General features: G+C 65.2%; 19 protein-coding genes and 4 pseudogenes. 21 read left to right on the top strand and 2 right to left on the bottom strand.

Translation table 11 applies throughout. From position 1 onward, the window contains the following. Positions 1–11 precede the first annotated feature (11 nt). The 3 genes from MWN34_RS02490 (at position 12) to MWN34_RS02480 (ending at position 3,047) form a co-directional block, all read left to right on the top strand. The gene (locus tag MWN34_RS02490) at positions 12–1,022 is read left to right on the top strand and encodes an ABC transporter permease (protein WP_247026217.1); all 1,011 of its coding nucleotides are present in this window, start codon (positions 12–14) and stop codon (positions 1,020–1,022) included. 53 nt (positions 1,023–1,075) lie between these two features. Beyond that, on the top strand, positions 1,076–2,065 hold the full coding sequence (locus MWN34_RS02485; RefSeq protein ID WP_247026216.1) for a substrate-binding domain-containing protein: 990 nt from the start codon (positions 1,076–1,078) through the stop codon (positions 2,063–2,065). Between the two features lie 88 nt (positions 2,066–2,153). Beyond that, complete coding sequence (locus MWN34_RS02480) at positions 2,154–3,047, top strand: amidohydrolase family protein (protein ID WP_247026215.1); 894 nt, start codon at positions 2,154–2,156, stop codon at positions 3,045–3,047. Positions 3,048–3,210: 163 nt separating this feature from the next. On the opposite strand, the gene MWN34_RS02475 is transcribed toward MWN34_RS02480, so the two are convergent. Continuing rightward, positions 3,211–4,131 carry a LysR family transcriptional regulator gene (locus tag MWN34_RS02475; protein WP_247026214.1) on the bottom strand — a complete coding sequence of 307 codons (921 nt, stop codon included), beginning with the start codon at positions 4,129–4,131 and terminating at the stop codon, positions 3,211–3,213. Positions 4,132–4,257: 126 nt separating this feature from the next. Here MWN34_RS02475 and MWN34_RS02470 point away from each other — a divergent pair, with 126 nt between their 5' ends. The 16 genes and pseudogenes from MWN34_RS02470 to MWN34_RS02395 all read left to right on the top strand — a co-directional run. Further along, the gene (locus MWN34_RS02470; protein ID WP_247026213.1) at positions 4,258–5,412 is read left to right on the top strand and encodes an aromatic ring-hydroxylating oxygenase subunit alpha; all 1,155 of its coding nucleotides are present in this window, start codon (positions 4,258–4,260) and stop codon (positions 5,410–5,412) included. Between the two features lie 4 nt (positions 5,413–5,416). Further along, positions 5,417–6,568, top strand: a complete 1,152-nt coding sequence (locus tag MWN34_RS02465) for an aromatic ring-hydroxylating oxygenase subunit alpha (protein ID WP_247026212.1) — start codon at positions 5,417–5,419, stop codon at positions 6,566–6,568. Between the two features lie 374 nt (positions 6,569–6,942). Then, complete coding sequence (locus MWN34_RS02460) at positions 6,943–7,512, top strand: Na+/H+ antiporter subunit E (RefSeq protein ID WP_247026211.1); 570 nt, start codon at positions 6,943–6,945, stop codon at positions 7,510–7,512. Then, the gene (locus MWN34_RS02455; protein ID WP_247026210.1) at positions 7,505–7,888 is read left to right on the top strand and encodes a monovalent cation/H+ antiporter complex subunit F; all 384 of its coding nucleotides are present in this window, start codon (positions 7,505–7,507) and stop codon (positions 7,886–7,888) included. The genes MWN34_RS02460 and MWN34_RS02455 overlap by 8 nt, the downstream gene beginning before the upstream one ends. Next, the gene (locus MWN34_RS02450) at positions 7,885–8,178 is read left to right on the top strand and encodes a monovalent cation/H(+) antiporter subunit G (protein WP_247026209.1); all 294 of its coding nucleotides are present in this window, start codon (positions 7,885–7,887) and stop codon (positions 8,176–8,178) included. Before MWN34_RS02455 ends, MWN34_RS02450 begins: the two co-directional genes overlap by 4 nt. Further along, a complete protein-coding gene (locus tag MWN34_RS02445) occupies positions 8,175–9,107 on the top strand; it encodes a hydrogenase subunit MbhD domain-containing protein (protein ID WP_247026208.1) in 933 nt (310 codons plus the stop codon). The genes MWN34_RS02450 and MWN34_RS02445 overlap by 4 nt, the downstream gene beginning before the upstream one ends. Next, positions 9,104–9,439, top strand: coding sequence for an NADH-quinone oxidoreductase subunit K (locus MWN34_RS02440; protein WP_247026207.1), 336 nt, complete (start codon positions 9,104–9,106; stop codon positions 9,437–9,439). The genes MWN34_RS02445 and MWN34_RS02440 overlap by 4 nt, the downstream gene beginning before the upstream one ends. Continuing rightward, the gene (locus tag MWN34_RS02435; RefSeq protein ID WP_247026206.1) at positions 9,436–10,965 is read left to right on the top strand and encodes a complex I subunit 5 family protein; all 1,530 of its coding nucleotides are present in this window, start codon (positions 9,436–9,438) and stop codon (positions 10,963–10,965) included. Before MWN34_RS02440 ends, MWN34_RS02435 begins: the two co-directional genes overlap by 4 nt. 55 nt (positions 10,966–11,020) lie before the next feature. Continuing rightward, on the top strand, positions 11,021–12,634 hold the full coding sequence (locus tag MWN34_RS02430) for a complex I subunit 5 family protein (protein WP_247026205.1): 1,614 nt from the start codon (positions 11,021–11,023) through the stop codon (positions 12,632–12,634). Between the two features lie 311 nt (positions 12,635–12,945). Beyond that, positions 12,946–14,055 (top strand): bifunctional DNA primase/polymerase, encoded by a 1,110-nt coding sequence (locus MWN34_RS02425; RefSeq protein WP_247026204.1) that lies wholly within the window; start codon positions 12,946–12,948, stop codon positions 14,053–14,055. After that, positions 14,000–16,003 (top strand): annotated as a pseudogene (gene traA / locus MWN34_RS02420) (Ti-type conjugative transfer relaxase TraA); the annotation flags it as partial. The gene MWN34_RS02425 and the pseudogene traA, both read left to right, overlap by 56 nt. Further along, positions 15,963–16,133: pseudogene (locus MWN34_RS02415) on the top strand (helix-turn-helix transcriptional regulator); the annotation flags it as partial. The pseudogenes traA and MWN34_RS02415, both read left to right, overlap by 41 nt. Continuing rightward, the gene (locus MWN34_RS02410) at positions 16,123–16,437 is read left to right on the top strand and encodes a hypothetical protein (protein WP_247026203.1); all 315 of its coding nucleotides are present in this window, start codon (positions 16,123–16,125) and stop codon (positions 16,435–16,437) included. The pseudogene MWN34_RS02415 and the gene MWN34_RS02410, both read left to right, overlap by 11 nt. A gap of 16 nt (positions 16,438–16,453) precedes the next feature. Further along, positions 16,454–16,708, top strand: a complete 255-nt coding sequence (locus MWN34_RS02405) for a type II toxin-antitoxin system HicA family toxin (protein WP_247026202.1) — start codon at positions 16,454–16,456, stop codon at positions 16,706–16,708. Further along, complete coding sequence (locus MWN34_RS02400) at positions 16,705–17,037, top strand: type II toxin-antitoxin system HicB family antitoxin (protein WP_012090880.1); 333 nt, start codon at positions 16,705–16,707, stop codon at positions 17,035–17,037. The genes MWN34_RS02405 and MWN34_RS02400 overlap by 4 nt, the downstream gene beginning before the upstream one ends. 40 nt (positions 17,038–17,077) lie before the next feature. Beyond that, a pseudogene (locus MWN34_RS02395) lies at positions 17,078–17,476 on the top strand (recombinase family protein); the annotation flags it as partial. Positions 17,477–17,537: 61 nt separating this feature from the next. Here the strand turns inward: MWN34_RS02395 and MWN34_RS02390 are convergent. Continuing rightward, positions 17,538–17,876, bottom strand: a pseudogene (locus tag MWN34_RS02390) (transposase); the annotation flags it as partial. Between the two features lie 164 nt (positions 17,877–18,040). On the opposite strand from MWN34_RS02390, the gene MWN34_RS02385 reads away from it, so the two are divergent. Continuing rightward, positions 18,041–18,574, top strand: coding sequence for a plasmid partitioning protein RepB C-terminal domain-containing protein (locus tag MWN34_RS02385; protein ID WP_247026201.1), 534 nt, complete (start codon positions 18,041–18,043; stop codon positions 18,572–18,574). Next, a complete protein-coding gene (locus tag MWN34_RS02380) occupies positions 18,571–19,197 on the top strand; it encodes a ParB/RepB/Spo0J family partition protein (RefSeq protein WP_247026200.1) in 627 nt (208 codons plus the stop codon). Before MWN34_RS02385 ends, MWN34_RS02380 begins: the two co-directional genes overlap by 4 nt.

Here is a 19,197-nt window from a genome sequence, read left to right as displayed (position 1 = left end):
AGGATACGACCATGACCGACACCATTGCCGGCGCTCACCGGGATGCGGACAGCTATCACGCGCCGCGCCGTGCCAGCCTCGGCGTGCGCCTGCTGCGCAGCTACCGCACCGAAATCGCCATCGCGGTCGCCATCATACTGATCGAGCTGGTGGTGAGCCTGTGGTCGCCGCAGGCTCTGTCCTACGGCAACATCGCCAATATCGCGCAGGCTTCGGCGCCCCTCATCCTGATGTCGCTCGGCGTCTTCCTGGTGATTGCGACCAGCGGCATCGACCTTTCGGTCGGCTCCACCTTCTCGCTCACCGGCATGATCGCCGGCCTCGCCCTTTCGGGCGGCATGGCGTGGCCGCTGGCCTGCTTCGTGGCGCTCGGCGTAGGACTTGTCGTGGGCGCCATCAATGGCGGCCTCGTAACCTTTGTCGGGCTCGCGCCCTTCGTCGTGACGCTCATCACCTTCGCGGTGGGCGGCAGTCTCGCCTTCGTCGTGACCGACGGCCACTCGATCGCGATCCTCGATCCCGATTTCTGGCGGCTCAATGGCGGCGAACTGGTGCCGGGCCTCGCCAACTACGTACTGTTCTGCATCGTCGCGGTGGCGGCGCTGGAGTTCGCGCTTCGCAAGCTGGTGCTCGGCCGCTGGATCTATGCCATCGGCAGCAACGACAAGGCCGCCAGGCTGCTCGGCATCCCGGTGTGGGCGGTGCGCTTCGGGGTCTATGCCGCGTCGGGCCTCTTCGCCTCCTTCGCCAGCCTCATCAGCCTGTCCTACATCTCGAATTCCGAGGCCACATCCGGCGCGAACATGATGCTGCAGGCCATCGCCGCCTGCGTCATCGGCGGGGCGAGCCTGTTCGGCGGCACCGGCTCGGCGATCGGCGCCATGCTGGGCGCGGTGATGATCACCGTGATCCAGAACGGCGTGAACCTCATCGGCATCAACAGCTTCTGGCAGGGCTCGGTGACCGGCCTGGTGATCCTGATCGCCGTGCTGATCGACCGGCTCACGAAAATGCGTGCCTGATCCGCGCGGCGGACGGCAACGACACAACCAACAAGAACCCAACGGAGGAAACCATGTCCAGGATGAAGACCCTCGGTCTCGTCGCGGCTGCCGCACTGGCGCTCGGCGCAGCAACCGCCAGCAGCGGCACGGCCGAGGCCAAGAAGCTGACGGTGGCCTATATCGCGCCCTCGCTCGACATCTCCTACTGGCAGTGGGTCGCCTATGGCGCCAAGACCAAGGCCGCCGAGCTCGGCATGGACTATATCGAGATGGACTCGCACAATTCCCCGGTCGACCAGATGACCAATGTGCGTACCGCCATCACCCGCGGCGTCGACGCGATCGTCATGGGTCCCGTCAGCTCGACCAGCACCCCGCCGGTGCTGCGGCTGCTGAAGGAGAAGAACATCCCGATCGCCTTCACCGGCATCGGCCCGCAGCCCGGCGAAACCGACTACACCTCTGCGGTGACCGCGAACAATTACGAGGCCGGCAAGGCGGAAGGCAGCTTCGTCTGCGCATTGGCCAAAGAGCGGGGCGGCAGCCAGGTCGGCATGCTCTCGCTGCCGCAGGACCGCGAGAATGCCCAGAAATACCTCAAGGGAGCGAAGGAATCCTTCGCCGCCGACGGGTGCGAACTGGTGCAGGTTCTGCAGACCAAGGGCCTGACCGTGCGCGAGGCGGTGGACCAGGCCAATGACCTGCTCACCGCCCATCCGGACGTGAAGGCGATCTACGGCATGTATGACGAGGCTGCCACCGGTGCCGCAAAGGTGCTGCAGACGCGGGGCCTTGTCGGCAAGATCGGCGTCGCGACCGCCGATGGCAGCCCGACCACGGTGAAGCTGCTGCGCGACGGCGTCATCCAGGGCCTGTTCCTGCAGGAAGCCGGCGGACAGGGCATCGAGGCGGTACAGCAGGTCCACAACGCCCTGACCGGTGCTGCGGTGACCAAGGACCTTCCGCTCGCCGAGCCGCTGGTCACCTCGAAGGACATTGATAGCGCGGCGGCGCAGGCGAAGCTGAAGCGGGTCTATCCGCCGGCCGCCGGCCTCTACTGACCAGACGCAGCTCCGGGCGCCTGCAGCGGGTACGCCCGGAGCTTCCATTGCCGGCCATTATTGCTGTCTGCGCTTGCGGGGTGCCCCCATGGACGACTTTCCGATCATCGATCCGCATCACCATCTCTGGGATCTCGACAAGCACTATTATCCCTGGCTTACCGACGGGCCAAAGCCGATCGTGTTCGGTGATTACTCGCCGATCATCCGTAACTACCGTATCGAGGATTTCCTCGCGGACGCCAGGAACCAGAATGTCGTGAAGTCGGTGCATCTGGATGTCGGCTTCGACCCCAGCGACCCGGTCGGCGAAACCCGCTGGCTACAGGAGGTCGCAGACCAGCACGGCTTTCCCCACGGCATCGTCGGCTATGCCGATCTCGGCGCGGCGAATGTCCGGGACATCCTCGAAGGACACAGCCGCTATCCCAATTTCCGCGGCATCCGGCAGTCGTTGAACTATCATCCTGATCCGGTGAAGACCTATCTCTCCCGCCCGGGTGTGAGCGCCGAGCCGCAGTGGCGGGCTGGCTTCCACCATCTGCGCGACTTCGGGATGAACTTCGACCTGCAAATCTACTATCCGCAGATGGAAGAGGCCTATGAGCTCGCCCGCGCCTTTCCCGATACCCAGATCATCCTGAACCACACCGGGATGCAGGTGGACGGCATCGAGCATTTCGCGGCGTGGAAGGCGGGCATGAGCCGCCTCGCCGAAGCGCCCAATGTCGCTTGCAAGATCTCGGGCCTCGGCATGGGCGACTGGAGCTGGACGACCGAGAGCATCCGCCCCTATGTCGAGGAGGCGATCGCCGCCTTCGGCATCGACCGTTGCATGTTCGCCTCGAACTTCCCGGTCGACAAGCTGTTCTCCAGCTACGACCAGATCTTCGATGCCTTCAAGGCGATCACCGCGGACTACCCGGCGACTGACAGGCGCAAACTGTTCCACGACAATGCGGAGCGTTTCTACCGCCTGTGAACGTGGGGGCGCCAGCGGTGCCCCTCCTTCGGTTCCGCACGCGACCACGCCTCGATCGAATGAGCGACCTCAGCAAGCTTTTCAGCGAAATGGAGCGTCGCCACCTCGGAGCGGCACTGTGATGGACGAGAGGATACGGCGGCGTGGCCGTCACCTGTGACAGCTAGGACGCCGGCTCCTTGAGAGCCGCGAAGTATCTTACGGCATGCTCGGCGAAACGCCTAAGTATCAACCCTCGATGGGCACCGTCGCGCGAAGCGAGCACGACACGTAGCGGGCGCACCTCGTTGTCGATCCTCAGGGTTTTCACCCGGCCTCCGTCGTATGTGAGAGATGACGGAGGCCGCATCACCAGCAGCGTGAATCCGAAGCCGGCCGCAACCGCACTCCTGACAGCTTCCAGCGAGGTGGAGACGTACGAAATATGCGGGTTGATGCCGATCTCTGCCAGCAAACCCTCGAAATAGCTGCGGCTTCCCGGTCCATCGAGCATGACATAGGATTCTGTGGCGAGATCCGAGAGATTGATCGAGCGGCGGCTCGCAAGCGGATGATCGGCAGCGAGTACGATCATGGGCCGGAGTACAGCGAGCTCGACGAAGGCCAGCCCGTCAGGTTCCGCTCCGCGGTCATAGGTCAGGGCGAGATCGATCGAACCCTCCCTGAGCGCGTCGGCCAGATCGGTGAGCGACATCTCTCTCTGCCGGACGATGACTCCCGGAGCAATGTCCGCGAAGGCGCGGATGAGGCCCGCTGCGTAAAAAGGAGAGAGTGTCCAGAATACCCCGAGCCGAATCTCCCCCGCTGCTTCCGCGGCCAGCGCCAAGGCCTCTCGCTCAACCTGCTGGGCCTGCTGATCGAGGCGGGTCACATGCTCCAGAAATACGCGCCCCTGAAGCGTGAGTGTAAGCCCCCGCGCGTGATGCCGATCGAACAGCGTGAGGCCGGTGATGCTCTCCAGCTTGTCGAGAGCCTGAGCGACCGAGGGTTGGGAGATGTTGAGCGCGCGTGCCGCCTGCGCGATGCCGCCATGCTCGGCGATGGCACGGAAATAGGTGCATTGGCGGAGCGTATAACGAACCATATCCACTCTTGTCCAAACCAAAGATATTTAAGTTTTCCCCTATCTTAAAAGAAGTTCAATCTGGCTTTCGATCGGTTGTCCGCTCGACCGGAGCGGTACCCGCCTGCGAGGATGAGGATACGCGCGATGTCGCCAGCCCAGCCCTTTGCCGAACTGCTCGACGCCGCCGGGCGGCCGTTCGAGGATGCGCGCGCGATGCCGCCAAGCGTCTATACCAGCCCGGAATTCTTGGCGCGTGAGTTGGAGACCATCTTCTCGAAGGAGTGGATGTGCGTCGGTCGAGCCGGCAGCCTCGCCACACCGGGCGACTATTTGACCTACGAGCTTGCGGGCCAGCCGGTGATCGTGCTGCGCGACAAGGAAGGCCAGTTGCGCGCTTTTTCGAATGTCTGCCTGCATCGCATGTCGACGCTGCTCGAGGGCACCGGAAACAGGCGCGCCATCGTCTGCCCCTATCACGCCTGGACCTACGGTCTGGACGGCCACCTGCGCGGGGCGCCGTTCATGACCGAGACCACGGGCTTCTGCAAGGACGACTACGCCCTGCCCTCGATCCGCTGCGAGGAATGGCTCGGCTGGATCTACATAACGCTCGACAAGAATCGCCCGAGCGTCGCCTCGGCGCTGCGGCCGCTGGAAGCGATGATCGCCCAGTACCGGATGGAGGACTATGTCGAGTGCTTCCGCGAGACCCATATATGGGACACCAACTGGAAGGTGCTCGCCGAGAACTTCATGGAGAGCTATCACCTCCCGGTCTGTCACGCCGAAACCGTGGGGGGTCATTCGAAGCTCGAGGAGATGGAATGTCCTCCGGGTCTTGCCGCCTTCAACTATCACTGGATCACCAAGGAGGCATCGCTGCCGATCGGCAATGCGCACCCGGAAAACACCCGTCTCGAAGGTCGCTGGCGAAAGACGACCGCGCTGCTCTCTCTCTATCCAAGTCATCTCATTACCCTGACCCCCGGCTATTTCTGGTATCTCTCCCTGCATCCAAAGGGCGCCGGACAGGTGGCAATGGTGTTCGGCGGCGGGCTGTCGCCGGAATTCATGGCTGATCCGCGCGCCGGGGAATATGTGGCGACGCTGAAGAACCTGCTGGACGAGGTGAATGTCGAGGACCGCGGCTGCACGGAGAAGGTGTTCCGGGGCATGAATGCGGGCGTGGCACGCGCCGGCCACCTCTCCTATCTGGAGCGCCCGATCTACGACTTCATGCACTACATCGCTGATCGGGCCACCGGCTTCGATCGTTCCTTCGCTCTCGCTGCGGAATAAGGCCATGGCGGCGGCCATCTGCGCCGGCATCGAGGCGATGAACAATACGTTGCGTGCCGTCGCCGCGCTCCCCGAGCACGACGCACAGTGCCTGCCGGGCGGCTTCTACACCGACCCCGACTATTTCCGGTACGAGGTCGAGACCTTCCTCTCGCGTGAATGGCATTGCCTCGGCCGCGCCGACGAAGTCCCGAACCCGGGCGACTATTTCACCACCAGGTTGTTTGACGAGCCGCTCCTCGTGGTGCGGGGCGACGACGGCCGGATACGCGTACTGACAAACCTTTGCCGCCATCGCGGCATGCCGCTCGCGGAGAATTCCGGCTCGACACGCCGCTTCGTGTGCTCCTACCACGCCTGGAGCTATGGCCGCGCTGGCGAACTCATCAACGCGCCACGTATGCGCGACAAGGGCGTGACGGAGGAGACCTGCAGTCTCCCGTCGTTCCGCAGCGAGATCTGGAACGGCTTCATCTATGCCAATCTCGATCACGGGGCCGGCCCGCTCAGCCCACGGCTCGGCCAGTTGGAAAAGCTGCTCGGCAATTATGGGACCGCCGGCATGCGGATCGTGCGCACCTTCGAGGAAGAGTGGCGCACGAACTGGAAGTGCCTCGTCGAAAACTTCATGGAGGCGTACCATCTCTCGGTCGTGCACCCCGAGACGCTGCACCCCTACACGCCAACGGGACTCAGCCGGAAGTCGATGTCGGACGATGCCTTCACCTCCTATTGCGCCAACTATCCGGATACGGCGACCTCGCGCGGCATGGGCGCGCCCGATCTGAGCGAGGAGGAGCGCCGCCGCTCCACGCTTTTCTGCCTGTTCCCTACCCAGATCGTCAGCCAGGCGGCGACCCTCCTGGTCTCCCTTTCAATCCAGCCGATGACGGTCGATCGCATAAGAGTCCGCTGGACGATGTCGACCTATGGCGACGAACTCACCCAAGACGAACTTGAAAGCCGGATTTCACTCTGGCACGAGGTCAATCGCGAGGATCGGGAGAAGCTGGAAAAGATGCAGCGCGCCCTCTCATCCCGCTACGCGCCGTCGGGCCCGCTGGCGCCACGGGACTATGAGGGCACGATCTGGGACTTCTATCGCTATCTCGGGCGCCGATCCTTCCCCGGCCCGAGCCGATCGGCGAGCGCCTAGGCTCAGAACCTATTAATCTCGATTGAGATGTGATTCACAGTCTCCGATGAGGAGGGTGACTCGGCCTCGCCGCGCGCGGCGACCAACGCATGACCGTCCACATGCGAGGTACGCGGGAATGCTGACGGCGGCGCCATCAGCCGGTCAGATCGTGCCCTTCGGCCTGATGTTACGATATGACAAGAGGACAATCGCCGGTCATCGCGAGCGTGCGCGTGCCGATGAATCTCCCTTTCCCGCTCATCACGCCAGAAGAAACCGGGCCGGCTTCGAATGGGCAGCCGTCGCGGTGGGGAAAGCGGGGGCCGAAGGCGAACAGCGCGGACACCTCCGCTTCAAAGGCTTATTGCGCCTTGCGGATCATGCCACCATAAGTGAGCGGGCACCGCCGGGAGAACGGCATGGTTCGAGACAGACCGACGCTTCATCCGGCATTTTCCAGCATCGTCTTTCGGTGGATCCTGTTTCTCGCCGTCTGGTTCGCACTGGGAGGAGCTCGGCTTGCCCTGCTCTTTCCCGGTCTGATCGTCACCGCGCTGGCGACATGGGCGAGCCTGCGCCTGCAGCCGCCTGCGGGAAACCGCATCCGCCCGGTAGCCATGGCTGCCTTGATGCTTGACGTGTGCCGTGGCTCGATGTGGGCAGGGCTCGATGTCGCGCGCCGCGCCCTCGCCCCGCGCCTCGACCTCGACCCCGGACTCGTTTTCTATCCGGTGCGGCTGCCTGCGGGGCCGGGGCGCGACGCCTTTCGCGCCCTCATGAGCCTGCAACCGGGCAGCCTGCCCACCGAATGCCCCGATGCCGACGGCTTCCTTATTCACTGCCTGGACCGCCGACAGGATGTATGCGCGCAATTCGCGGCGGCAGAGCAGGCCTTCGCAAAAGCTGCGGGCCTCGTGCTCCGCCCGATCGCCGACGCGCAGGAGGACAAGCGCCATGGATGAGTTTCTGCTCGGCGCCGGTCTTGTCATCGCCGCGCTTCTGGCACTTTCCATGCTGGCGCTGCTGCGCGCGCCGACCCCTGTCGACCGGATGATGGCAGCCCAGCTCGTCGGCTCGTCGGGAGCGGCTATCTGCCTGCTGGTCGCCATCGCCGCCGACCTTCCCGCCATCATAGATGTCGCGCTGGTGCTCACCCTACTGGCGGCCTTCGCCGCCGCGACCATGAGCCTGAAATTGCGCGTCCCTCCCGCACCCCATCCGACCATCCCTCATGCGCTTGATCCCCGGGCACGTCAAAGACGGGCGCCCGAATTGCCCGCACGGGAGATGGCGCATAGAGGGCTACCCGAGATCCGCGCCGGAGAGGGGTCGCGATGAGCCTCGTCGCCGACCTCTTCACCGTGGCAACGGTGAGCGCGGGCGTGTTCTTCTATTTCGCCGGCACGGTGGGACTGCTGCGCTTTCCCGACACGCTCACCCGGCTGCACGCCCTCACCAAGGCCGACAATCTCGGCCTCGGTCTGGTCGTGCTTGGCCTTTTGCCGCAGCTTGCGGGGTTCTGGGCGGGCATGAAGCTGGTCGTGATCTGGGGGCTGGTGCAGATCGCGAGCGCAGGCACCAGCCAGTTGCTCGCCGGACTCGCCAAGCGGCAGGAGAGCGGGGAATGAGCGAACCCTTCGCTCTGCTGCTCACTGTTCTGGTACTGCTCACCGCCGGCTGGATCGTCACGGTGCGAGAGCGGCGCGCCGCCGTCCTCGGCTTCATCGCCTACGGGCTGCTCCTGGCATTGGTGTGGATCCGGCTCGCCGCGGTCGATGTCGCGCTGACCGAGGCGGCCATCGGGGGCGGAGCGACCGGCGTGCTGCTGCTGCGCGTTGCCGCCCGGCTCGGCGACCTCCGGCCGATGAGCGCGCAGCCGGGCAGGATGCTCAAATGGCTCGCCGGCCTGGTCTGTGCCGGGGTGAGCCTCGCGCTGATGGCGCTGGTACTGGCGCTGCCCGACCCCGCGCCCTCACTGGCCGGGGCGGCGATGGAGCCGCTCGCGCGGACCGGGCTTGGCAACCCGGTGACGGCGGTGCTGCTGGCCTATCGCGCGCTGGACACCTTCCTTGAGATCATCGTGCTGCTGCTCGCCCTGATCGGGGTGTGGTCGCTGGGGCCGGACCGATTCTGGGGCGGCCGACCCGCGGCCTGGTACGAGGGCACCCCCTCCTCCGCCCTGACCTTCCTCGCCCGTGTGCTCCCGCCCTTCGGCATCGTGATCGCGGGCTATCTGTTCTGGATCGGCGCCGACGAGCCGGGCGGGAAATTCCAGGCCAGCACGCTGCTCGCGGCGATGTGGCTGCTGACCATGATGGCCGGGCTCGTTGCCGCTCCACGCACCGGCTCTCCCGCGCTGCGCGGCGCGCTGGCGTTCGGGCCATTGGTCTTTCTCGTCGTCGGCCTTGCGGGTATCGGCTGGGGCGAGGGCTTTCTCGCCTATCCCGACCGCTTCGCCAAACCACTGATCCTGCTCATAGAGGCGGCTCTCGCCGTTTCGATCGTGGCGGCGCTGGCGCTGATGGTGGCGGGGCCGGCAGAGCGGAATACGCCATGACACACTCGCTGGTTTCCGCCGCCACACTTCTGGGCCTGTGCGCCTGCGGCATGGTCGGCATCGGGCTTTACGGGCTGATCGTGAGGCCCGACGCGCTGCGCAAGCTGCTGTCTTTCAACATTCTGGGCAGTGGCGTGTTTCTGCTTTTCGGCGTGATCGGCCGCCGGGGCGCCGCCGCCGGGCTGGAGGGCGACCCCGTGCCGCAGGCCATCGTCATCACCGGGATCGTGGTTGCCTTTTCCGCCACCGCGCTCGCCGCCACCCTGCTGGTGAAGATCTCCGACGCCGAGAATGCGCTGCCGGACGCCGGACGGGAAGAGGATGAGGCATGAGCCACGTTCTGCCCCCCGCGGAGGGGATCAACCTGCCCGGCCTGCTGCTGGTGTTCGCGGTGCTGCTGCCGATCCTCGGCCTGATCGCGATGCTGGGCCTGCGCGCGCTGCATCCCGAGCGTGTGGCGCGCGTGGTCGCGCCGCTCGGCCTCCTGCTCGCCTGTGCCATTCTCGCTGAAGTGTGGGAGGGCCGCTCGGCCATCGACTATACGCTGGGCGGCTGGGCTCCGCCGCTGGGACTGAAGCTGCGCGCCGACGGGGTCTCGGCGGTGATGCTGGTGCTGGCCGCCCTCGTTATTGGCGCCGCCGCGCTGTTCTCACAGCATCAGTTCCGCACCCCGCCCGACGCGCCCGGCGACACACGCGCGCCCTTCGCCTTCTGGTCGATGCTGATGGCGATGTGGAGCGCGCTCAACCTGGTGTTTGTCGGCGAGGATCTGTTCAACTTCTTCGTCGCACTGGAACTGCTCACCTTCAGCGCGGTGACGCTGGTGTGCCTCGACGGACGGGCGACGACGCTTCATGCCGCACTACGCTACCTGCTGTTCGCCCTTTTGGGCTCGGTTCTCTACCTGCTCGGCGTCGGACTGATCTATGGGCGCTACGGGGTGCTGGATCTCGCCCTGTTGAGCGAGCTGGCGCAGCCCGGCCCGATCACGCTCGCGGCGGTCGCGATGATGACGGTAGGGCTCATGGCGAAGGCCTCTCTGTTTCCCCTTCACCTGTGGTTGCCGCCCGCTCATGCCGGCGCCCCGCCCGCCGCCAGTGCCGTGCTCTCCGCACTGGTGGTGAAGGCGCCGTTCTTTCTCATCCTGCGCCTGTGGTTCGAGCTGCTGCCCGCGCCCTACAGCCCTCTCGCCGGCCAGCTTCTCGCCGCGCTGGGAGCGGCGGCGATCCTGATGTGCTCGGTGGTGGCGCTGGGGCAGTCCCGGCTCAAGCTGATGATCGCCTATTCCACCGTGGCACAGATCGGCTATCTGTTCCTGGTCTTCACGCTCACGGCGGGACCGGCGCCGTTCGCGGGGCTCGGGTGGACCGGCGGCGTGCTGCAACTCCTCTCCCACGCACTTGCCAAGGCCTCCATGTTCCTTGCGGCAGGGCTGATCGCGGAGGACATGGGTCACGACCGCATCGCCGACTTCTCCGGTCTGGCGCGCCGGCAGCCGCTGGCGATCTTCGCCTTCGGGCTAGCCGGCTTGTCGCTGATGGGCCTGCCGCCGAGCGGAGGCTTCGTCGCCAAGCTGATGCTGCTCTCGGCCGCCGCCGCCAGCGGCCAATGGTGGATCGCGGCGGTGATACTGGCGGGCGGCGTGCTGGCGGCGGGTTACGTGTTCCGGGTCATCGGCGCGGCAATGAAGGACCGTGACGGCGAGGCCGCCCAACCCGCCGCGACCTTGCCCGCCACCGGCCGGCACGCCCTCGTGCTGGCGCTGGCCCTGCTGGCGCTGGCGCTGGGCTTCGTGCCTCTTCAACCACTGGCGCTGTTCGCCATCGGCCGGGGCGAGCTTGCGCAGGGGCAGCCATGAGGAACCGTGCGACGAGGAACCGTGCGACGAGGAACTGTGCGACGAGGCGCCGCTCATGAGTGCCGCCGGCCTGTTGCTCGCCGCCGCCCCCACTTTCCCGCTACTGCTGGGGGCCAGCGCGCTCTGGCGCGGCGCCCGCGCGCATCTGCTGCGGGTCCTGCCGGTGGCGCCGCTGCCCGCGCTCGCCGCCGCCCTGCTTGCGCCGGGCGGCTCGCTGGTACTGGCACCCGATCCGCTGCGTCTCACCCTCGCGCTCGATCTGCCCGGCGCCCTCCTGCTTGGCGGGGCGGGGATGCTGTGGAGCCTAGCCGGCCTTTATGCCGCCCGCTACATGGCCGGCGCGCGCCACCGCACCTCCTTCACGCTGTGGTGGTTGTTCACCATGGCCGGCACTCTCGGCCTTTTCGTGGTAGCGGATCTCGCAAGCTTCTATCTCGCCTTCTCGCTGGCGAGTCTCGCGGCCTACGGGCTGGTGGCGCAGGAACGCAACCCGGAGGCAGAGCGCGCGGCGCGGGTCTACATGGTGCTGGCGCTCCTGGGCGAAGCGTTCCTGCTGATGGGCTTCGTGCTGATGGCGGTGGGCGTGGCGGACGGCAACCCAATGATCGCGCAGGCGCTGGAGCGCCTGCCGGCCTCGCCGTGGCGTGAGGCCATCCTCGCCCTGCTGATACTCGGCTTCGGCCTGAAGATGGGGCTGGTGCCGCTACATGTGTGGATGCCGCTCGCCCACCCGGTGGCGCCGATGCCTGCTTCAGCGGTGCTGAGCGGCATCATCGTGAAGGCCGGCATCATCGGGCTGATCCGCTTTCTGCCGTTCGAGGCGGGCGCGGAAGGCTGGGGCACGGCGCTGGTCGTGCTCGGCCTGTTCACCGCCTATTATGCGGTAGCGGTGGGACTGGCTCAGCGGCACCCCAAGGTGGTGCTGGCCTATTCCACGGTAAGCCAGATGGGCGTCATCGCCGCCGTGCTGGGCGCGGGCCTGGCGGCGGGCGACCCGCGCACCCGCACGCTCGCCGCCTATTACGCGCTGCACCACATGCTGGTGAAAGGCGCCTTGTTCCTTGGCACCGGGCTCTCCGCGGGGCAGAGGAACGGGTGGAAGCGTGTAGTCATGGCCGTGCTCGCCTTTGCCCTTGCCGGACTTCCCCTCACCAGCGGCATGCTGGCAAAATACGTGGTGAAGGATGTGTTCGCGCCGGGCCCGGCGCTATGGCTGGTCACGCTCTCGGCAGCGGGAAGCGCCGCCCTGATGCTGCATTTCCTGCATCGGCTCGCCCATGCAGCCGAGGCCAAACGGGCCGGGCCGGTATTGCTGGCCTCCTGGCTCGGCGTCGGCGCCGCGTCCCTGGTCGCCGCCTGGGCGCTGTTCCCGGTGGTGACGAATACCTCCGCCGCAACACTGTTCTCCCCCGCCACCGTGTGGAAGGCGAGTTGGCCGATCCTGATCGGCGTGCTGCTCGTGCTCCCACCGCTGCGTCTCGCCGACCGCGTTCCCCACATCCCGCCGGGCGATGTCATCGTGTGGGCCGAGCGCCTGTTGCCGCGCCTGCGGCGGCTGGCGGAGGATGTCGAGCGGCTCGATGCCTTCTTGCGGCGCTGGCCGGTCGCGGCGCTGCTTCTGGTGCTGTTGATGCTGCTTCTTGGTGCCGCGCTGCAACTCTCGGCATGAATCGGCACCGAACCGCCCGGGTTCGCTGAGCGCATCGGCGTATCACCATCAACGATATGGCGTCGTGCCGGTAGTGAGCCCACCTTCCCCAAGCCCGTGCGCCTGTCCGCCGGCTGCACCCGGTGGCGTCTTAGCGACGTTCTCGCTTGGGAAAATCAGGCCATGAGCGCGTGAAGGAGGAGTGATCCTCCGCCATATCGTCGATAATGATTTGATTTAATTACGTTATTTTTCAGTATTCGGCTTACCGGCCAAAAGAAACGGCCGGACACCCGAAGGCGCCGGCCGAAGTCACATCGAATGAGTGCCCCATGATAACGCGCCCCTCCGGTGTGGTCGAGGCCCTGCGCCTTGCCGCGCTCGGCATTCCTGTCTTTCCTGTCCGCTCCGACAAGGCCCCCTACGTACCCGGCGGCTTCAAATCTGCCACCACGGACGAAAACGCCCTGCGAGCGTGGTGGAGCCAATGGCCGGATGCAGGTATCGGTATCCCGACCGGCGCTGCGTCGGGCTGGCTGGTTCTCGATATTGATCGAAAGCCCGGCAGGGACGGTTTTGCCACGCTCGCAGGGCTGGGCATCCCCATCCCAGCCGATGCCGTCCAGTCTCCCACGCCATCGGGCGGGCTGCATGTCTTCTTTCGCTTCGCTGCCGGGGTGCACGCACCGACCGATGCCGGGGTGCTGGGTCCGGGCCTCGACCGGCGCGGGGATGGCGGCTATGTCGTCTATTACGGGGCCGATCTGAGCCAGCCCGCCGTGCCGGCACCCGATTGGCTGCTGATGCCCGGTGCGCGCCACGGTGGGGCAGCGGCGGCAGGCCGGATGCCGCTCGGGACGGAACGTGCGCCGTCCGCCGATGCCGCCACATTCGCGCTCATGAGCTTCCGGCCGAATGATCTAGGGTATGACGAGTGGCGGGACGTGACCGCTGCTTTTCGCCAGTCCGCCACCGGCATCATGCCCGACACCATGGCCCGTGCGGTGTTCGATGGATGGTGCGCCGGTTATCGAGCGAACGATCTGCGCGCCAACGAGCGGCTATGGCGCTCATTCGACAAGGGGACTTCACTCGGCTGGGGCTGGATGGTGCAGCGTCTCTCACCCGCGATGCGCGGAGCGCTTGTCTTCGGTCATGAACCGCCGCCCACCATCCCCGCACCGCCATCGGCTCCCGGCCCCTTCCCGGCCTCCGATCTGGCAGGCCACCCTGTCCCGGAGCGGCGATGGCTGGTGCGCGATCTGATCCCGGCCCGCACCGTGACCCTGCTGGGCGGCGATGGCGGCACGGGCAAATCGCTGCTGGCTAAACACCGTTCCCGCCGCCGGTCCCGTCCTGTTCCTGAGCGCCGAAGACAAGCATGTCAACGAACGGCTTTCCGAACTCGACATCGACGCGCGGATCGACCATCGCAGCCTTGAGGCGCAGGGCATTGCGCTGGAGCCGCAAAGCCAGATCGGCGCGCCCGCGCAACGCATCGAGGGCGAAGGTATCGAAGCCGCCGACCGCGCCGACATGCACCGGGAGATCGCCCCCAACAATGGCGAACGGATCATCGCCGATCCATCCGTGGCGTTGGACGCCATCACGCAGCAACAATCGACCTTCACACGGCGCGACATGGTGAAGTTTGCGCACCGGCACAGCGACGGCATCGACCAGTTCAACGAGGTCATGGGTGCGATGCGCAATTCGCCCGATCTGGTCGAATTGGGTCAAGACGGACGCGGCGAGGACCGATTCACCACCCGCGACATGATCGAGACCGAACAGCGTTTGCATCGTGCGGCGGAATTGATGGCCGAGAAGGAATTGCACGAGGTCAGCGACCGGGACAGGCAGGAAGCCCTTGCCCGAGCGGAACAGCGCGGCCTTATCCTTTCCGGCGAGCAGGCCGACGCGCTGGCGCATGTCACGGACGGGCGTGATCTTGGCGTTGTCGTCGGCTATGCCGGTACAGGAAAGAGCGCCATGCTTGGCGTGGCCCGCGAGGCATGGGAAGCGGCGGGCTTTGAGGTTCGCGGGGTTGCCCTGTCCGGCATCGCCGCCGAGAATCTGGAAGGCGGGTCGGGCATCGCCTCGCGCACCATCGCCAGCATGGAACACGGCTGGCAGAATGGCCGCGACATGCTCACCAGCCGCGACGTGCTTGTCATCGACGGGGCGGGCATGGTCGGCGCGCGGCAGATGGAGCGGGTGCTGTCCCATGCCGCCGAGGCAGGCGCAAAGGTTGTTCTGGTCGGCGATCCGCAGCAGTTGCAATCTATCGAAGCAGGTGCAGCGTTCCGTTCGATTCATGAGCGTCATGGTGGCGTGGAAATCCATGAGGTGCGCCGCCAGCGCGAGGACTGGCAGCGTGGCGCGACCCGTGATCTAGCGACAGGAAGAACCGGCAATGCCATCAGCGCCTATGACCGTCACGGCATGGTGCATTCCGCCGAAACGCGCGAGCAGGCGCGCGGCGATCTGATCGACAGATGGGACCGTCAGCGTCAGGCAGAACCGGACAGCAGCCGCATCATCCTCACCCACACCAATGCAGAGGTGCGCGAACTCAAAGAAGCTGCCCGCGACAGGATGCGGGAGGCTGGTGATCTGGGCGAGGACATGCGCGTGACCGTCAAGCGCGGCGACCGGAATTTTGCCAGCGGGGATCGCGTCATGTTTCTGCAAAACGAGCGCGGCCTTGGCGTCAAGAACGGCACGCTCGGCACCATCGAACAGGTCAGCGCGCAGAGCATGACCGTGCAGACAGACGATGGCCGATCCATCGCCTTTGACCTGAAAGACTATGATCGCATCGACCACGGCTATGCTGCGACCATTCACAAGGCGCAGGGCATGACGGTGGACCGGACGCATGTGTTGGCAACGCCCGGCATGGACGCCCACGGCAGCTATGTTGCCCTGTCACGTCACCGCGACGGCATGGACCTGCATTATGGCCGCGACGACTTCGCCAGTCAGGATCGTCTTGCCCGCACTCTGTCGCGCGACCGCGCCAAGGACATGGCGACGGACTACGACCCGGCACAGGACTATGCCGAGCGGCGCGGCATCACCTTCCGCGCCCGTGTCGCCCAGATCATGCGAAGCCTGATGCCGGAGCGCGTGCGCGATGCCGTCGATGACATGCTCGACATATTGCGCGCGCCGGGCGACGGCGTGCCTGGCCCCGAAGCCGGAACTGGCCGGGAAAGGGAAAGGACCGGCAAGCCGTTGGCAGAGCAGCAAATCGGGGAAGACCCGGAGGCCGCGGCGCGCCGCGCCCGTGGCCGGGCCTTTGTCCGTCATGCTCGTGCCGTGGATGCGATCTTCAAGGCGCAAGACCGAGACCACCATCTATCGCAAGATCGTCGAAGGCACCTTTCCCGCCCAGATCAAGATCAGCACCAATGGCGCGGGCTGGAAGGAATCCGACATCAATCGCTGGGTCGCCAACCCGGTCGGATGGCGGCAGCGTTCGTTCAACGAATTTGAATTCCTCGATGACTTCTGACCGCAACGGTGACCACAAGCCGGTGACGGCATCCCGATCCCGGCGTACCAAACGACCGCCTACGGCTTCAGAACAGCTTGAGGAGTTGCTGGGCTATCCTTGGCCGTTCCCCGGCAGGCCGCCCAAGCACGACCTTAGCTCATGGACTGTCACCGATGACTGGCCCGATCCCATTCCGGTCACGGAAGCCGAGATCGAGGTGTTCGAGCGTTGGTTCGGCGACCTGTTCGATGAACTCTTTGGCCCCGATATCGGATCGCCCGATGCCGGGACCGAAATCGATCTTGAAAACGGTACTAAATAATGATACTGGACGCTCTATGAAAAAGCGTCACAGAGCCACGCTGGAACTGATCTTCGCCCGCCCGGTCAACGGGTCGATCCGCTGGGCCGACATAGAGGCGCTGTTTGTGAGCCTCGGGGCGGAGGTCAGCGAGCGGGAAGGTTCGCGCGTCGGCGTGTTCCTGTTCGGTGAAGTGCGCGTCTTTCATCGTCCGCATCCGTCACCGGACACGGACAAAGGTGCGGTTGCCAGCATCCGAAAATGGCTGGACGAACACGGAGTAAAGCTATGAACAATGTCGTTGAAATCAATGGCGAGAAGGCGGTCATCGCTTTCGATCCCGAGATTCAAATGCTGCGCGGCGAGTTTGTCGGCCTCAATGGCGGGGCCGACTTCTATGCCGAGAGCGTCCACGATCTGATCGAGGAAGGCCGCAAGTCGTTGGCCGTCTATCTCGAAATGTGCCGGGAGAAGGGCATCGAGCCGCGCCGGAAGTTCTCCGGCAAGTTCAATGTCCGCCTCACCCCTGACGACCATGCCGCAGCAGTCATTGCCGCAGCAGCATCGGGCAAGAGCCTGAATGAATGGATCGTCGGGACGATCCGGGAGGCCGCTGAATAGCGACCTCGTTCGTTCGACCGGCTTTGAAAGGAAACAGATTATGACCGCTTCCACCGTGCCGCTACGCGCTGCTCTTTACCTGCGCGTCTCAACTGCGCGGCAGGCCGAGCATGACGTTTCCATTCCCGATCAGAAGCGGCAGGGCGAAGCCTATTGCGAGTCCCGCAACCTGCAACTGGTCGAAACCTTCATCGAACCCGGCGCATCGGCCACCAACGACCGCCGCCCCGAGTTCCAGCGCATGATCGAGGCGGGAACGTCCAAGCCCGCACCCTTTGATGTAGTCGTGGTCCATTCGTTCAGCCGGTTCTTCCGCGATCACTTCGAGCTTGAGTTCTATGTCCGCAAGCTGGCGAAGAATGGCGTGAAGCTGGTTTCGATCACTCAGGAAATGGGGGATGACCCCATGCACGTCATGATGCGGCAGATCATGCCGCTGAGAGCTGGCTCGGTTGATCTGAACAGTTTTGGCGTTGTCGCTAAGTGGGTTTCGGCCTCGGTTATGCCGCCGCCGGGATTGGCAGCAGCGCGTTGAAGTAGGCTTGGTCGGGCGTCTGCCGGGCCAGTCCCTGATGAGGCCTCCGGCTGTTATAGAAGTCGAGATATCGGCCGATCGAGGCGCGTGCTTCCGACACACTGGCATAGGCGCGCAGATAGACCTCCTCGTATTTGACCGATTTCCAGAGGCGTTCGACGAAGACGTTGTCGCGCCAGGCGCCCTTGCCGTCCATGCTGATCCTGATGTCGGCTGCGATCAGCAGGCCGGTGAACTCGCGGCTGGTGAACTGCGAGCCCTGGTCGGTATTGAAGATATCCGGCTTCGGCAGCCTGCTGCGCGCCTACGAGATGGTCGGCTATCAGCCCGACCGCGACTACCGATACATCGAGATCAACCGCAAGCTCCGCGAGGCACATCCGCAGATCGTCGCGGGCGTCGTCGCTGGGATCGAAAACGCCGGTGGCAATGCCGTTCAGGACCCCCGGACCGAGCTTCTGACCGTCAATGGCGAATTCACGGTATCGGTCGTGCTGTCGCGATGCTTCGAGACCGCGGCAGGCTCGTTGCGCTGGCGCATCCGCCTCGACACGGGACTCTTGCCGGACATCACCATCGCCATACGCATGGACGAACCTCGCGATCGAAATCTCCAGAGCGGACGACGAAGGTGCCCAGCGCGCGCTCATGGATGCCTATACCGAAAAGAAGCTGCGCGGGAAGAAATTCGCGGCCGTGCGGCGCCTGCTCGAACGACGCCAGCGCCATGGGCGGCGCGTCGATGAAACGCCCTTCGGCCGCAAAGTGAACCGCTCCGGGCGCCCCCTGACCAGCGATGCGCTCGTGCGCGCCTATCGTCAGGAAGCCGATCGCCAGAAGCTGATGATCAAGAAGGCGGAGCTGACCCAAGGCCGGCTTCTCTTCGTCACGGAGGCGTTCCGCTCGCTGCGGAGCGACGAGAACTTCCTGACGCTGCTGCGTGCCGAAAGCCTCGCGGTGATGCCCACCTATCTGGAGGAACACGCGAGGACGGATCCATGACACGGAAAGATCGCCGCCTTCCCGATGTCGTTGCCCATGCCTTTGAAGACGACTGCGTGACCCTGGCCGTGGACGCCCTTCTGCCGGTGCGGGTGCTTCGGACGGCCACGAAATCCAGCAAGAAATACCAGCAGATCACCGCGTCGATCCGCGAGGTCGGTCTCGTCGAACCGCCCGTGGTCGCCCGCGATCCCGCAAATCCGGGCACCTTCCTTCTGCTGGACGGGCATGTTCGCATCGAGGTGCTTAAAGACCTCGGCATCGAACAGGTCGAGTGCCTGGTCTCCACCGACGACGAAGCCTTCACCTACAACAAGCGGATCAGCCGGTTGTCGCCGGTCCAGGAGCACAAGATGATCCGGCGTGCCATCGAGCGTGGCGTTCCGGAAGAACCCGCTCGGAGCCCGCCAGGCCGGCTCGAGTTTTCGCCGGCCGCGTGGCCGCATGTGCGGCTGCGTCATTCTCTGGGCGTGTCGAGGCTTGATGCATCTCGGCACGCCCCTTTCTCGTCAACACCACAAAGTCAGATCACCTACCGATTCAAACGCTTTACGCGCAATTTCGATTGCTCACGCTTTACCACTCGGGTAGCGTCAGCACAGAAATTGGGTGTGCATAGTTAA

Source organism: Ancylobacter crimeensis (genome assembly GCF_023016805.1).
Taxonomy (GTDB): Bacteria; Pseudomonadota; Alphaproteobacteria; order Rhizobiales; family Xanthobacteraceae; genus Ancylobacter; species Ancylobacter crimeensis.
The sequence above is the reverse complement of the archived record's forward strand: the minus strand, read 5'-3'. Positions and strand labels throughout refer to the sequence as shown.

Bases quoted from the DNA above. Each gene is read 5' to 3' on its own strand.
- MWN34_RS02490 (WP_247026217.1), top strand. From the start codon at position 12: ATGACCGACACCATTGCCGGCGCTCACCGGGATGCGGACAGCTATCAC.
- MWN34_RS02485 (WP_247026216.1), top strand. From the start codon at position 1,076: ATGTCCAGGATGAAGACCCTCGGTCTCGTCGCGGCTGCCGCACTGGCG.
- MWN34_RS02480 (WP_247026215.1), top strand. From the start codon at position 2,154: ATGGACGACTTTCCGATCATCGATCCGCATCACCATCTCTGGGATCTC.
- MWN34_RS02475 (WP_247026214.1), bottom strand. From the start codon at position 4,131: ATGGTTCGTTATACGCTCCGCCAATGCACCTATTTCCGTGCCATCGCC.
- MWN34_RS02470 (WP_247026213.1), top strand. From the start codon at position 4,258: ATGTCGCCAGCCCAGCCCTTTGCCGAACTGCTCGACGCCGCCGGGCGG.
- MWN34_RS02465 (WP_247026212.1), top strand. From the start codon at position 5,417: ATGGCGGCGGCCATCTGCGCCGGCATCGAGGCGATGAACAATACGTTG.
- MWN34_RS02455 (WP_247026210.1), top strand. From the start codon at position 7,505: ATGGATGAGTTTCTGCTCGGCGCCGGTCTTGTCATCGCCGCGCTTCTG.
- MWN34_RS02450 (WP_247026209.1), top strand. From the start codon at position 7,885: ATGAGCCTCGTCGCCGACCTCTTCACCGTGGCAACGGTGAGCGCGGGC.
- MWN34_RS02445 (WP_247026208.1), top strand. From the start codon at position 8,175: ATGAGCGAACCCTTCGCTCTGCTGCTCACTGTTCTGGTACTGCTCACC.
- MWN34_RS02440 (WP_247026207.1), top strand. From the start codon at position 9,104: ATGACACACTCGCTGGTTTCCGCCGCCACACTTCTGGGCCTGTGCGCC.
- MWN34_RS02435 (WP_247026206.1), top strand. From the start codon at position 9,436: ATGAGCCACGTTCTGCCCCCCGCGGAGGGGATCAACCTGCCCGGCCTG.
- MWN34_RS02430 (WP_247026205.1), top strand. From the start codon at position 11,021: ATGAGTGCCGCCGGCCTGTTGCTCGCCGCCGCCCCCACTTTCCCGCTA.
- MWN34_RS02425 (WP_247026204.1), top strand. From the start codon at position 12,946: ATGATAACGCGCCCCTCCGGTGTGGTCGAGGCCCTGCGCCTTGCCGCG.
- MWN34_RS02410 (WP_247026203.1), top strand. From the start codon at position 16,123: ATGACTTCTGACCGCAACGGTGACCACAAGCCGGTGACGGCATCCCGA.
- MWN34_RS02405 (WP_247026202.1), top strand. From the start codon at position 16,454: ATGAAAAAGCGTCACAGAGCCACGCTGGAACTGATCTTCGCCCGCCCG.
- MWN34_RS02400 (WP_012090880.1), top strand. From the start codon at position 16,705: ATGAACAATGTCGTTGAAATCAATGGCGAGAAGGCGGTCATCGCTTTC.
- MWN34_RS02385 (WP_247026201.1), top strand. From the start codon at position 18,041: ATGGCGAATTCACGGTATCGGTCGTGCTGTCGCGATGCTTCGAGACCG.
- MWN34_RS02380 (WP_247026200.1), top strand. From the start codon at position 18,571: ATGACACGGAAAGATCGCCGCCTTCCCGATGTCGTTGCCCATGCCTTT.